Below are 13,272 nucleotides of genomic sequence, written 5' to 3'. Positions count from 1 at the left end.
TTGACGTTAGTGCAGTTATACCGGCGCATCGATCATGCGCCGCCGACGCCTTGTGCGTTTTGCGAGTTTTCGCACCCAAACTCGGCATGGGAAAGTCGGGTGATCTGCTCCCCGAGGTTAGGACGCTAAAGATGTCGAGTCCTTTGCATTAACGAGCGGTCATGAAAAAGCGATTCACCGAACAGATTATTGGTGTTCTCTAGGAAGGCGAGGCAGACTTGAAGCACAGCGGAACTGTGCCGCAAGTACGGCCTCTAGGAGGCGACCACTTTAACTGGAATGCGAAATGGGCCTAGACGGTGTTCGACGTAAAGCGCCTAAAGGGGCTGCGACGAAGCAGCAACAAGAACGTGCGATCCCATATCATTCGAAGAACAAACACACCGTCTACGCCTTGTTGTCGCGGGCAGGGGCCGTTCCACCTGCGCGCATGCCAGAACTCTGAGTCCGCCACTCTTGCTTAGGCTTCTGTCCGCACTTGTCGTTATCGACGACAGTCGGTTTGACGTAGCCGTGTGATCGCAAGCCGACAAAGTACAGCCGCCGTCAGCAGCATTCCGATGGCAATCGAGAACCAATAAAGAAAGACCACACTTGATGACGACGGCTGGATGTCAGAGGGGAAAGCGACCAATAGGCTTCCCAAAAAGACACCGCAGAGCCATAGACCGAAAATTTGTATGCAAGTTGGAAGCAGGTTAAATCCATTTGCGCGAAGTATCGACGCCGCGGTCGACTGTAACGAATCGAACAAAAAGACGCATGCCACAATTGGAAGCACTCGATTCCCTATCGCCGAAACAGTGACCACCGACGTATAGGAAGATACGATAACAGGCCGCACGGCTAGGCATAACGCCATCAAAATCAATCCCAGGCCTGCAGATAGAAACAGTGCATGAACGATCCGATCATCTAACATTGCCGCTATTGCGACACGACGTGACCGACTAATGTAGACCGAGGTCACGATAGCGAACGCCGATATGAATGAGTATCCGACGTTCATAACGTTGCTAGCAATCTGATGTGCCGCAAGCGCTACAGCTCCACGATGGCTAATTTCCCCAGAAATGAAAGCAAACGCAGAGAGTTCTGCGAACGCTGAAAGGCCGAATGGGATGCCGCTGCGAAGGAAAAGTGCATAGCTTCGCAAACGGAGTAATTCCTTTATCCATCTTGGTCGATAGCTATGAAACCGCGATCGTCTGTGAAGCAAGACTACACCCAGTAAGCCAATGAGGAGAAAGCTGCCCGCGGTTGATATTCCGCAAGCATCGATCACGGTAAGCCTATCAGGTAGCTTGATCAACTCGCGCAAAATGATGCACTTCGTGACTAAGCCGAGCGCCTGAAGCGCTGTGCCGTATCGAGAGAGAAGCGCTCCATGGCATATCGCAGCAGTAACGCGGAACAACATTGAGGGCAACACGCCGATAGAAAGCCAATTCAAATACATACTTGCGCTAACCTGCAAGTGTAAAGGCGCTCCTCGCCAGATGCTTGCATGGGCAGCCATCTGTAGTATGGCGATATCAAAGGCCCCAAGTACGATCGCGATCACAAATGATCGTGCAACGAGTGCGCCCAGGCTATCACTGGTCGCCCGATGCTCTCGTGCAATCAAGAAAGTCGTCCCAGACAACACAGCAGTCGATGTGACCATAATTGGAACATAGAGGGAATTTCCAAGCGTTAAGGCACCTAGATCGAGCGGAGCCACATGTCCAACGACAAGCGAGTCTAGTAATGCATAACTAATCAAAAGCAATTGTCCAAGCCATACGTTTAGGTATAACCATAGCGCTGCTAGCCGCGGTGACGCGCTTATTCTCCGCCTTTGAGCTAATAATCTCATACTTCAGTAATTCGATATCCTCGCGAATGGAATGCCGCTTCCAATCGATGGCGGTCATGGTTTCCGGTCAATATTAGATATGGCGTTGGCTGATCACGCGGCTCTACGCTTGGCAGCGGTGCGAGCAGCTGCAAGAGTTCGTCCGCCACGGCCATAGCGGGATCATAGACCGCCGACGTCTCCAATCTTAGGAGACGACATATTTCATGACGTATGGCCCAGAAATGCGTGCATGCAAGAACCACGGTGTCGATAAGTTGAGCCGCCGAATTGTTCATGAGCGAAGACATTTGATGTGCAATAGCCGATTCACTGATAAATCCAGTAAGCATTTTTTCCTGAGATGATGCGACAAGACCGATCGATGCATGACAGATAACATTGGCGTGCTTCCTATGTTCATGGATGGACTTCCTTATGAAATCTCTTTGCAGCGTCGATGGAGTAGCTATTAGTGCTATGTTCTTGGTATGCGATCTAACCACTGCAGGTCCGAGATCGGGAATCACACCATAGACTGGCACCGGACTCAATTTCCGCATTTCTGATAGACATGCTGTCGCGGCAGTATTACAGGCAATGACTATGAAATCTGCGTTGTACTTAGATTGCAGCGGCAACAACGTTGAAATGCAACGGTCGCGCACTTGGGCTTCAGTAAAGCGGCCGATCGGGAACACCGCATTATCTGCTACAAATATTTTTTTAATTTTTTTTGCACTTATTCCTAAAAGATCGATGACGTTTAGTCCCCCAAGTCCGGAGTCGTAAAAGATGATTGACAGCGGTTGCCCGCAGTTCATGCCGCGTTGACTCATATCTTTTTCTTAAAACTTTGTTTTATTTCTATTTCCGTAGTTAGCGCTCTCGAAAGCCGAGCAGAGCAAACGGTGCATTTGCTCTTGTCGGTTAATTCCGCTCTCTTCGAATAATCGCGGGAAGTTGCTTTCTCGGCCCTGCCCGGGAAGGCAATTAATTTCGCCAACAAGAATGGTATTGTCGGCTGTCACGAAAAAATCTAATCGCAAAGCGCCACTCGCCCCCAGTCGGCGAGTGAGTTCGCGGGCGAGAGCTTGCAACTGCTCACATACTTCAGCGGAAAGGTCGCTGGGCACAATTATTCGGGAGAGATCCTTTGCGGCGTACGTGTGCCAGCGTACCTCAGGCGGGAGCTTTACAATTCCTGGCTGGCTCGCAATGACTTCGGTGGCACCCGCAATGACTGCTACCTCTGCCTCGTGCCCGACGACGGCTTCTTCAATGACAAGCTCCGAATCAAACTCTCTTACGCGCGCGATGACCGATAAAATCTCTGTCGAGTCTTCGACCTTCTCGATACCGAGGGACGCGCCTAGCCGCGCAGGTTTTACAAATAGTGGGTACTTAAGATGTTCAATGCTTTGAGCGCTAAATGATTCGCTTCCGAGTAGACGCGCATACCTGGTTTTCCCGAAACCCCAGACGACAAGAAGATCATTGAGAATCCCTTTATTCGCCGCGATACCTGCCGCGGTAGAGTCGGACCCAATATACGGAATACCGATCGCTTCTAAGAGGCCCTCGATACCGGAGATCAGCGGAAATGCCGCTTGGCATGAGCATAGCTCTGCGAGGCATTGCGGAGCATCGCTTAACGTTGGATGCCAATGGATAATTGTTGTGCTGTGGTCGAGCTGACACAGCGTAGTTTCGATGAGTCGCGCCGAGCTCATGATATCGCTTGCCTCGGGGGTGCCAGAGCCAACGATAATTGCTACTTTCATAAAGGCTTCCTGGAGATGGCCATACCGCGTCCGGCCGAAAATCGGTAAAGGGTTTCGTAATCGAGTTTGACCCAGCTTTGGTAGGGTTCGATACCTGAAGGGTTATGAAAAATACAGGCATCGCGATCAGCGGCCATAACAAGTATCAGATGACCACCGGTACGTTGATTGGGCAGATGCGGCGACCGTATTTCACTGCTCACTGACCATATAACGAAACCGTCCGAAGGTAGAACCGTTGCAATTCGTGATGCGGGCGTGTCGACGACTATTTTGCCGCTTAGACCGAATTGACTGTCGATCATCTGCACGAATGGTTCGTAGAGCAGGCCTTCCACCGTCCCGTCGCCTCGTTTTCGATATGAACCCGACTCAAGAGCCAGCTCTAACAACTGAAACGTAGTAGGCACATGCACGCGATAGGCAGACAAAATCGATTTAAGACAAGCAATACCGCACAGTCGTCGAGCCCAGAAACGGTAATCGTCCGCGTCAGCAAATCCGGATGCAGACCAGGTAGGATCGAAACATGGGTCCTCTCCTTCAATGATTCTTCTGTTATACAAGGGGTCAGCCCATTGACTAAAATAGCGGACATCATTGAGAGAAACCATGATGATTTCTAAGGCTGATAGGAAAGAGCAGCGCTTGACGTCTCCAGCATTGTGTCTATCAGCTGTGAATATGACATTCCGTAACTCGCTGCCATCGTTGCAAAGTTGCCAGCCTCAGAAAGACCGGGAAGCGTATTAGCTTCAAGGAACCATTCACGCCCCTGCCGATCTACGATGTAGTCGAAGCGAGCAAAGCCGCGACACAGAAGCATCTGGAACAACTTTCGAGAATGATGCTCTAACCTTTTGGCCGTCTCGCGAGGAATCGCCGCCGGGCACTCATGACGTCGTAAGTGTGTAGTGTGCTTCACATCATAGTCGTAGAAAGGTGCGTCGTAATACGTGGCTAATGGTGGCAAGCAGCATAGTTCGCCGTTTATTTCGAGAATACCTACTGTCACATCTGTTCCGCGTATGTACTCAGACACGACACAGGGCTGATCGCGCTGGGTGGTCGCGATCATGGATGCCAATTTAGCAGCGCTTTGCGCGATGCCAGCACCAATGCTCCCACCGCCAGAAGCGGGCTTGATGAAGATGCATGGTTCAAGCTCATCATAAATTTCGCCAGTCGTCTCGGACTTAACGGGGCCCGCTTCTAGAAGTCTCCACCTAGGGTGAGGGATGCCCAGCAGATGCGCCAATCGCAGAGTTGCTGGCTTATACATTGCGGTAGCACTGGCTAAAGACCCCGAACCGAGATAAGGAATACCTAGAATATCAAGCGCACCTTGAAGCTTACCGTCCTCACCGAACCACCCATGGGTGGTAAGGAATGCGACATCGCAGTCGTGGACTTCCGTCAAAAATTTCGGGGATACAAGGTCAAAAACCACTACTTTGTGCCCGAGCGATTCCAGCGCGCGCTTGACATCTCGCCCGGACGCTAATGAGCCTTCTCGTTCGGGGCCTGGGCCTCCAGTTATGAGATTTATAAGCATAGTTTAAATTTTGGGTAGCAACTGGAAATCAGTTTAGCAACCGTTAAGTCTTAGCGTAATCGGACGGATACGAAAGTGCGTTTTGTGTGCGATGTAAGCGTCACCCCGCCGAGAATTTAGCTGTCTTGAAGGAGGTTGTTGACATTCTGGACATTTGGTCGTTTCTGGAGGCGGCCTTTGAGAAGTTGCCGCCGGCAGATAAGGAGAAGGTGGCGAAAGACGGGGTCGTCTACGGTGACACCGTCGAATTTGCCGGGTTTGATAGCAACAACGGGGATCATTACTCGGTTGCCCCGTTCTTGGTCCCCGATCTTGGACGGTTTCAGCAGTTCGCCGGCGTGAGTTGAACTCTCATAGCGAGTCCGTCCCCAGCTACAAAAGAATGCTCCGGGTCTCCCTGCCAATTCGCAAGAATCGCCACATCGGCATAATGACCGCCGATCAGATCATCGAAGTGATGAAGGCGCGGTTCGTTCGCTAGACAGGCATCTGCACTGCCGGAAGTAACCGCGCTTTAGGTTGCGCAGGGTGTCTGGAGTAGCGTGCGCGCCGGGCTCAGGACGTTTCGGCGCGTCGTCGATTGTCCCGATGCGTTCGGTCTCCCGCAGGGCCAGTCGCTCGGCTCTCTGGAAAGGCGAGTGCTTCTCGCGCAGATCGTCGAGGCCGAGGTGCCGCAGCTTCTTATCGTGCTCGGCCAACAGCGCTCGCACTTCGTCGAGCCGAATGCGCGCGTGTTGCACTTCCGGGATCAGGCGGCGTAGGTCTTCGATCTCGGGCGTCCGTCTCAACCACAGTTGCCGAAGCTCGTCGAGGGTGGGCGGGTTCGGCGCCAGCGGCTTCACGACACTTCGGCGCGTTCGATCCAGTCGGGCTGCTCGTACTCGTCGTCGTGTTCGTTGACCGCGCAATTACAATCGCCGCACATCCACCGGTTCGGCATGTCGCCCACCGCCGGCTGGAACTCGTCGCGCTCGAGCCGCCGCGCAGAGCGGGCACCACATCGACGTCTCCGCCAATTCTCGCCAACTTCGAGATACTGTATCGATGTACAGTATAGCGCGGAGCGTCAGCAAGGTCGGTTGTCCCCCAGGCGAGGCTCTCGTACGTTCTCGCTGCCGCACAGTAGCAACTGTGGGTAGCAATGGGGGTAGCCGATTGGTGTCTCCGTGGGATCCTTACCTAGCAACGCATTCAGCCGATAGATAGAGTCGGCTGCCTTCCGCCAATGCCTTTCCTCGCGCCTCTTTGCGTGCCGTTAGCGACGCTCGTACGACAACGTCGCCGGATCGCTGTTTCTGAAGACCGCAAACCACGGATCGACGAGGCCTCCGCCAACCGGAACGACGACGTCGCATTTCTTCGTGCGCGTGTCGCATCGGCGCAATTCGCCTGTCGTCTCCGCTGCGCTCCCAGAGATCGGAATGTACAGCTTTCCTTCGGGACCGAAGATCAGTGCCTGCGCGGATGCTCGCGGTTTATCGAAGTCGGATAGCGGCAAGGAGTCGACGACTTTCCCGCTCCTCACGTCGAACTTCAGAATGCGGTCGACGTTGTTCTTATCCAGCGGATCAGTGCTGCTGGTGGTATCGCGAAAACTCGTGACCCAAAGGTAGCCCTTGTCGTCGAACACCAAGCCTTCTGGCCGATGGAATCCGAACTTCAAGCCCTGACTTTGCACCGATGCATTGGTCGCAATTACCTTGTCCAGTTTATGGGTGTAGGGATTGAAGCGAAGGATGTACGCGAGCAGCGATAAGGGGTCCGTCGGCGCCACCGCCGGACAGCCGTGCGCCGCGACATACAGCATGCCGTCCGGCCCGAACACGACGCCACGCGGATAGAAACCCGCCGAGAATCCGACACGGTCCAGCGTGCGAACGAACGCGCCCGATTCGCTGTATTCCCGCACATCGCCTTCGTCCACCTTCGTGCAGGTTTGCCCGCTCTTGATGACGTTCGCGACGTAGTAATGGTCCGGCTGATAACCGTAATGCCAGTCGCGCGTGCCGCCGCCGAAAACGATGCCTTGCGGCGCATAAGGTACGTTTCGCGATTTTGGATTCACGAGGTACTGCTCGAACATGCCCGTGCGCCCATTCAGCTTGATGACGTCGCCGCTCGCCGTAGGATCGATGCTGAAGTTTTGAATGCTTGCGATCAAGGAGGCGTCGTTGAAGATGATGCCCATGACGCCGTTCAACTCGCCACCGAAGGTAGAAGATGCGAAAACGCGCACGGCTCCGGTACGGAGGTCGACCTGCTTGATGGTGTCGTCGTTCGTGTCATTCGGGTCGCCGATATCGCCGACGAAGATGCTCTCACTTCTGTTGCCGCCTCCTCGCGAGAACGAGTCATCGGCTTGCGCCCAATGCGTCGTGAACATGCCGCCCGCGACGGCCGCACCCAAAAATAATGAACGAAGAATCTTCGACGCGAATACCGCTCTTGCGTGCCGTGTCTCGCTTGAGACCGGGAAAGCTGGTTTCATTGCCGCCTCCATGGATGAGCTTGATGTGTTCCTCGTATGCGCCACGGTCCGATCGCGCATCTGTGTCGTGACATGTGTGTACGGCCGTGGCTTTCATCGACGTCGCGTGCGGCGTCTGGTCTTGCTGAATTGCGCGGACAAAAGGAGAGGCGTGCTCGTGTCCGTCGAGCAGCATGAATTCGTTTGGAGTCGGAAATATACCGAACGGTCGGATGCGCGATTGCTTTCTGGCGCGCGCTGGGACGCTGGCGATGACCTGACTTAGCATAGTCGGAACGAAGCGGAATGCAAGGCAATGACAAGACGCTCGTCGGATGCGTCCGGTGGGTTTCGGGCACAGCCAATTCAGCGCGAATCTTCGAGCCATGCGGAATTCACAATTCAGACTTGCTTTGACCTCTGTATAGATTTTGGCTAACATCCAATCACTTGGTGTGTTCGTTTCGGGTTTTTGCAGCTCTTGCCCGCGCTTAAAAGTGCATATGCACTTCAGCCGGCCAACCTGGAACGGACGTGCTTAACCACGAAACAGGAGAGGCATCATGGGACAGCAACGAATTTTGGTTACGGCAGCGGCGGGCAAGACGGGCGTGCATACCGTTCAGAACCTCCTCGACAGCGGACATGCAGTCCGCGCGCTCGTGCGAACAGTGGATGCGCGCAGCGAGGCGCTTCGGCAGGCCGGGGCGGAAGTCGTCGTCGGAGACTTGCTCTCGCACGACGACGCCATTCGTGCGACGGATGGCGTCTCTGCCGCGTATCTCTGTTTTCCCGTGCGTCCGGGCTTCATCCAGGCGACCGCGTATTTCGCCGATGCAGCGCGTCGCAACGGACTCGATGTCGTCGTCAACATGTCGCAAATCTCCGCGCGAGAAGATTCGAAGAGCCACGCTGCGCGCGACCATTGGATTGCCGAGAGAGTGCTCGACTGGTCGGGCGTGCCGACGGTGCATATCCGTCCGACGTTTTTCTCCGAGTGGATGGTTTTTCCGTGGGTGCGCGATACGATCGTGCAGGACGGCAAGATTGCGCTGCCATTCGGCAACGGACGTCACGCGCCGATTGCCGCCGAAGATCAGGCGCGCTTCATCGCGACAGTGCTCGCGAAACCCGCAGGTCATATCGGCAAGACGTACGAGCTTTGCGGTCCCATCGAGCTGAGTCAGAAGGAAATTGCCGAGAAGATCGGCACGGTGCTCGATCGCAAAGTCGTCTACGACCCGATGACGCTCGACGCTTATCGCGAGCATCTGAGCCAATACAAGCTGCCCGAATTCATGATCCAGCATTTCATCGAAGTGGCGGTGGACTATCAGAACGGCGTATTCGAAGGGCGCGGCGAGATCATCGGCCGGGTCACCGGGAAGGCGCCGCAGACCGTCGAGGAGTTTGTGGAAGCCAATCGGGCTGCGTTCGAAAAGCGCGGCATTTAAGGCGCGTGCTCTGTAGCGTTGCCGTGGCGCGTTTAGTGTAAGAGCGCGTCACCGGCCCGCTTCAGCATCACGGACGTGTGCCGTTTGCAGATGTTCTCTGCATTAACGCGTCGCATGCGTTCCGACCCGTAGCGGTCTTTGGGTACGCTGGCTTATTCGCTGCAGAGCGCGTACCGCGTCGTCCGCGCCATGTACGGCCGAATAGCTTGAGTTTTGCAACCGGTCTAAATCGTTACCGGCCGACTGGCAGCGCAACGTATATGCGTCTTGCCAAACGACAGACATATTTAGGACGTTTAATAAAGTATCTTTCGTGCAGCTTGGTTACGATTGGGGTTCCGCTTGCTTTCGAACGACCGAGCCTGGTGGCTCCGGTTGTCGACAGCTTAAGTATCTGGCGACAGCATGTTTGCTGAAAGCGGACTGTCGCCCCACATAACCAGAAAAGGTTTGAAATGATCAAGATCGATCGCATTGCACTGGCACAATCGAATATCGCTGGCGGCGCTGTGAAGCAGGGAACGGGCACCGGCCCGTACTCGCCGAGCACGCCTGCCGCACCGACGCAAACGGGCACTGCCAGTTCCGTCATCATCGTCAACGGTCAGACGGTCATCAGTCAAAGCGTCACGTTCTAACGAACGCTGCGGCTGACAGTCGACAAAGGCGGATCGCACGATCCGCCTTCCTTCGAGTGTGTAACTGCCGTTCAACCTGCCTGCGCGGGTTGCACGCTGTCTTTCTGCCTGCGCTGCAGTTCCTGCGTCGTCTCGCCTTGACCGTTCGGCAACCAACCCGGCGGGCGAAGCACGAAGGAGACAGCATCCGAAACACGCTTTGCACCGGCCATGTCTTTTGCAAGGCTCACCCAGTGCTCCGTCTCCACGACGATCGGGTTATGCGAAGTGGTCGGCGTTGTCAGGCCGTAGCGGCAGGGTTCATCGGCGCGTTCCTCCACGTAAGTGCCGAACAGCCGGTCGAAGATAATCAGCACACCGCCGAAGTTGGCATCGAGGTAAGTGGCATTCGAAGCATGATGAACTCGGTGTGAAGAAGGCGTGTTGAACACGTATTCGAGCCAGCCGAGCTTGGGTATCCACGTAGCGTGCAACCAGAACTGATAGAGCAGATTGATGGACACGACGGCTATCACCACTTCCGGTTTGACGCCGAGCCACGAGAGCGGCGTGAAGAAGATGGCCGAACCCGTGAGCTTGGTGGTCCAGCCGAGCCGATAAGCGGATGACAACGTCAACTGGTTCGGCGAGTGATGAACCGCGTGGCTCGCCCAGAAGAAGCGCACCGTATGCGCTATGCGGTGATACCAGTAGTAGCAGAACTCCTGGCCAATGAAGAGCAGGAAGATCGTCAGCATGTCGTTGGTCGCGACGGTATGAATACGGTGTTCCCACGCGAAATGAAACACAGGCGTTGCTAGCGAAAGCGGCAAGAACGCGAGCAGCTTTCGGCCGATCAGATCGGCGAGCGAAATCCAGAACTCGTGCCAGTCAAACGCGCGGTCGGTGCCTTTGTACTTGCCATGCAGCACGAACGCTTCGGTCATCGATGCAACAAGCACGATGGCCATCATGTACGTCGTGATTTTGCCGATCAATTCCATGATTTCACTCGGTTCCAGTGGGTTGCGAATGAAGTCACTTTAGCGATCGACTTCGTTGAAAACCATGCAGAAGTTATTTCGCGGGATGTCACGTCAACGACCTGCACCGGGCCTGCCGAAAAATCGAATTTAGATGCGCTTGCCTTTGGACAGCCGTCTGAATGTTGCGTCGCTACAAATTTTCCATGCGGTTAATGATAACGAATCGCATTTACACTATAATGCCGGCGACAATAGAACAGACCGAACGTGCGTGAGCCTTTCGGCGTTCGCCAAAATAATCCCGCCCGGATTCCCCTTGCCCTGGGACGGTAATCGACCATCACCGACGTTCTTCCGATTCATGCCCGTGTTCCGTTCGAATTCCGCGCAGGCCTTGCCTGCCAAGGCGCTTGTTCATCGCGCCGCTATCGTTGCCGCTATCGCCGTCGTGTTTTCCGTGTCGGCCCAAGCTCAAACTGCCGACGCTCCATCCAGCACCGATAACAGTGCTTCTACCGCCAATACTTTGCCTGCGGTCAAGATTCAGGCATCGAAAGAAGCGTTGCCCGGTTCGCTCGAACCGACTTATGCAGGCGGCCAAGTCGCGCGCGGCGCAAGTTTTGGCGTGCTCGGCCAGCAGAAGATGCTCGACGTGCCGTTCAGCATGACGACTTACACGTCCAAGCTGATCGAAGATCAACAAGCGCGCACTATCGGCGACGTGCTGATGAACGACCCGTCAGTGCGCACGTCTTACGGCTTCGGCAACTTCGCCGAGACCTACGTCATTCGCGGCTTCCAGTTGCAGGGCGACGATGTGTCGCTCAACGGTCTCTATGGCATCACGCCGCGCCAGCTCGTCGCGACCGACGCGCTCGAACGCGTCGATGTCTTCAAGGGCGCAAATGCGTTTCTGAATGGCGCATCGCCGGGCGGTTCGGCGGTGGGCGGTGGTTTGAATCTGCAGTTGAAGCGCGCGGACGATAAGCCGCTTACGCGCGTGACGGTGGAGGAAACCGCTTCGGGCGATTTCGGCGCGCATGTCGACGTGGGTCGCCGTTTCGGCAGCGAAGGGCAGTTCGGTATTCGCGTGAACCAGGCGAATCACGACGGCGAGACGAGTATCGACGGCGAACATCGGCGCGACAATACGACGGCCGTGTCGCTCGACTGGCGCGGCGAAAAGCTGCGTCTCTACGGCGATTTTCTGTATCAGCGCCAGCGCGTGAACGGCGGCCGGCCGACGGTCAACGACTCGGCGAACTACATCCCCGAGCCGCCCTCGGCCACGTATAACTATGCGCAGACGTGGAGCTATTCATCGCTCGAAGATACCGTCGGCATCCTGCGCGCGGAATACGATTTTCTGCCTGGCTGGACGGCTTACGTGACGGGCGGCACGCGTCACACCAACGAGCACGGGGAGTATTCGTCGCCCACGGTGAGCGCGACTGGCGTGACGGCCACGCGTCTCGGCGTGCCGCACCAGGAGGACAACACGTCGGCGGAAGCGGGTGTGCACGGTCATTTCAACACGGGACCGGTGTCGCATTTCGTGGCGGCGGGCGCGTCGATCGTACGGACGGATTCGCAGTCGGCCTACACGCTTTCCGGTTCGTTCCCGACGAGTCTGTATGACACGCCGCAAGTCGGCTATCCGGCTAACGCGTTCACGGGCGGCAATCTGCAAGATCCGCAGACCACCGCGCTGAATCTGCTGCGCAGCATTTCCGTGTCGGATACGCTCGGCTTCCTGAACGATCGCGTGCTCTTCACCATCGGCGCGCGGCACCAGGAATTGCTGTCGAATTCTTACTCGTACACCGGAGCGCAGACGGCGAACTATAACCAGTCGATCACGACGCCGGTCTTCGGCCTGGTCGTGAAGCCGTGGGAAAACGTGGCGCTGTTCGCGAATCGCAGCGAAGCACTGACCATCGGCGACACGGCGCCCAACACCGCGCTCAACTTTGGCCAGCAACTCGCGCCCGAGAAGTCGAAGCAATACGAAGTCGGCGCGAAGTACGACAACGGCAAGTACGGCGCATCGCTCGCGCTATTCCAGATCGAAAAGCCGATGACCTACACCAACACCGCGGGCTTCTTCGTCGCGGACGGTGACGAGCGCCATCGCGGCGTGGAGGCATCGGTGTACGGCGAGCCGGTAAAGGGCGTGCGCCTGATCGCGGGCGCGACTTACATCAACGCGACGCAGCAGGACACGGGCACGGCCGTGACCAACGGCAACAAGCCGATCGGCGTGCCGACCATGATGTTCAACCTGAACGCGGAATACGATGTGCCGATGCTGAACGGCCTCACGCTGACGGCGCGCTGGATCCACACGGGCTCGCAGTATCTGAACGTGAACAACACGTTGTCGATCCCGGCGTGGGATACCTTCGACCTCGGCGCGCGCTACTCGACGGCGGTTTTCGGCCGTCCGACGACCTTCCGCGCAAGCGTGCTCAACGTGGCGAACAAGTCTTATTGGTCGTCGACGAGCGGCGGGTATTTGCTGCAAGGCGCGCCGCGCACGGTGCTGTTGTCGGTAACGACGGATTTCTGATGC

At 55.9% G+C, this 13,272-nt stretch carries 12 protein-coding genes; 4 read left to right on the top strand and 8 right to left on the bottom strand.

Translation table 11 applies throughout. The annotated features are described in order from the left end of the window. Nucleotides 1–484: 484 nt before the first annotated feature. The 5 genes from P9292_RS19860 to P9292_RS19840 form a co-directional block, all read right to left on the bottom strand. A complete protein-coding gene (locus P9292_RS19860; RefSeq protein ID WP_309960912.1) occupies nucleotides 485–1,771 on the bottom strand; it encodes an MATE family efflux transporter in 1,287 nt (428 codons plus the stop codon). 83 nt (nucleotides 1,772–1,854) lie between these two features. After that, on the bottom strand, nucleotides 1,855–2,676 hold the full coding sequence (locus tag P9292_RS19855; protein WP_309849304.1) for an aspartate/glutamate racemase family protein: 822 nt from the start codon (nucleotides 2,674–2,676) through the stop codon (nucleotides 1,855–1,857). Nucleotides 2,677–2,685: 9 nt separating this feature from the next. After that, nucleotides 2,686–3,621, bottom strand: coding sequence for an ATP-grasp domain-containing protein (locus P9292_RS19850; RefSeq protein WP_309849306.1), 936 nt, complete (start codon nucleotides 3,619–3,621; stop codon nucleotides 2,686–2,688). Next, nucleotides 3,618–4,235, bottom strand: coding sequence for a hypothetical protein (locus P9292_RS19845; protein WP_309849309.1), 618 nt, complete (start codon nucleotides 4,233–4,235; stop codon nucleotides 3,618–3,620). The genes P9292_RS19850 and P9292_RS19845 overlap by 4 nt, the downstream gene beginning before the upstream one ends. Before the next feature lie 8 nt (nucleotides 4,236–4,243). Then, nucleotides 4,244–5,176: a hypothetical protein gene (locus P9292_RS19840; RefSeq protein ID WP_309849312.1), complete on the bottom strand. Its 933-nt coding sequence runs from the start codon at nucleotides 5,174–5,176 to the stop codon at nucleotides 4,244–4,246. 86 nt (nucleotides 5,177–5,262) lie between these two features. On the opposite strand from P9292_RS19840, the gene P9292_RS19835 reads away from it, so the two are divergent. Next, on the top strand, nucleotides 5,263–5,523 hold the full coding sequence (locus P9292_RS19835; protein ID WP_309849314.1) for a YfbU family protein: 261 nt from the start codon (nucleotides 5,263–5,265) through the stop codon (nucleotides 5,521–5,523). A 99-nt stretch (nucleotides 5,524–5,622) separates the two neighbouring features. Here the strand turns inward: P9292_RS19835 and P9292_RS19830 are convergent, their stop codons facing one another. Then, complete coding sequence (locus tag P9292_RS19830) at nucleotides 5,623–6,018, bottom strand: hypothetical protein (RefSeq protein ID WP_309849317.1); 396 nt, start codon at nucleotides 6,016–6,018, stop codon at nucleotides 5,623–5,625. Between the two features lie 413 nt (nucleotides 6,019–6,431). Continuing rightward, nucleotides 6,432–7,664: a hypothetical protein gene (locus tag P9292_RS19825; protein ID WP_309960910.1), complete on the bottom strand. Its 1,233-nt coding sequence runs from the start codon at nucleotides 7,662–7,664 to the stop codon at nucleotides 6,432–6,434. Between the two features lie 542 nt (nucleotides 7,665–8,206). Here P9292_RS19825 and P9292_RS19820 point away from each other — a divergent pair. Both P9292_RS19820 and P9292_RS19815 read left to right on the top strand, forming a co-directional pair. Next, nucleotides 8,207–9,097, top strand: a complete 891-nt coding sequence (locus P9292_RS19820) for an NAD(P)H-binding protein (protein WP_309960907.1) — start codon at nucleotides 8,207–8,209, stop codon at nucleotides 9,095–9,097. Between the two features lie 455 nt (nucleotides 9,098–9,552). Next, nucleotides 9,553–9,735, top strand: a complete 183-nt coding sequence (locus P9292_RS19815) for a hypothetical protein (protein ID WP_250466609.1) — start codon at nucleotides 9,553–9,555, stop codon at nucleotides 9,733–9,735. Nucleotides 9,736–9,806: 71 nt separating this feature from the next. Here the strand turns inward: P9292_RS19815 and P9292_RS19810 are convergent, their stop codons facing one another. Next, nucleotides 9,807–10,718: a sterol desaturase family protein gene (locus P9292_RS19810; protein WP_250493183.1), complete on the bottom strand. Its 912-nt coding sequence runs from the start codon at nucleotides 10,716–10,718 to the stop codon at nucleotides 9,807–9,809. A 343-nt stretch (nucleotides 10,719–11,061) separates the two neighbouring features. On the opposite strand from P9292_RS19810, the gene P9292_RS19805 reads away from it, so the two are divergent. Beyond that, nucleotides 11,062–13,269: a TonB-dependent siderophore receptor gene (locus P9292_RS19805; protein ID WP_309960906.1), complete on the top strand. Its 2,208-nt coding sequence runs from the start codon at nucleotides 11,062–11,064 to the stop codon at nucleotides 13,267–13,269. Nucleotides 13,270–13,272 lie beyond the last annotated feature (3 nt).

The sequence above is a fragment of the Caballeronia sp. LZ001 genome, from assembly GCF_031450875.1.
GTDB lineage: Bacteria > Pseudomonadota > Gammaproteobacteria > Burkholderiales > Burkholderiaceae > Caballeronia.
The sequence above is the reverse complement of the archived record's forward strand: the minus strand, read 5'-3'. Positions and strand labels throughout refer to the sequence as shown.

Bases quoted from the DNA above. Each gene is read 5' to 3' on its own strand.
- P9292_RS19855 (WP_309849304.1), bottom strand. From the start codon at position 2,676: ATGAGTCAACGCGGCATGAACTGCGGGCAACCGCTGTCAATCATCTTT.
- P9292_RS19850 (WP_309849306.1), bottom strand. From the start codon at position 3,621: ATGAAAGTAGCAATTATCGTTGGCTCTGGCACCCCCGAGGCAAGCGAT.
- P9292_RS19845 (WP_309849309.1), bottom strand. From the start codon at position 4,235: ATGGTTTCTCTCAATGATGTCCGCTATTTTAGTCAATGGGCTGACCCC.
- P9292_RS19840 (WP_309849312.1), bottom strand. From the start codon at position 5,176: ATGCTTATAAATCTCATAACTGGAGGCCCAGGCCCCGAACGAGAAGGC.
- P9292_RS19825 (WP_309960910.1), bottom strand. From the start codon at position 7,664: ATGAAACCAGCTTTCCCGGTCTCAAGCGAGACACGGCACGCAAGAGCG.
- P9292_RS19820 (WP_309960907.1), top strand. From the start codon at position 8,207: ATGGGACAGCAACGAATTTTGGTTACGGCAGCGGCGGGCAAGACGGGC.
- P9292_RS19815 (WP_250466609.1), top strand. From the start codon at position 9,553: ATGATCAAGATCGATCGCATTGCACTGGCACAATCGAATATCGCTGGC.
- P9292_RS19810 (WP_250493183.1), bottom strand. From the start codon at position 10,718: ATGGAATTGATCGGCAAAATCACGACGTACATGATGGCCATCGTGCTT.
- P9292_RS19805 (WP_309960906.1), top strand. From the start codon at position 11,062: ATGCCCGTGTTCCGTTCGAATTCCGCGCAGGCCTTGCCTGCCAAGGCG.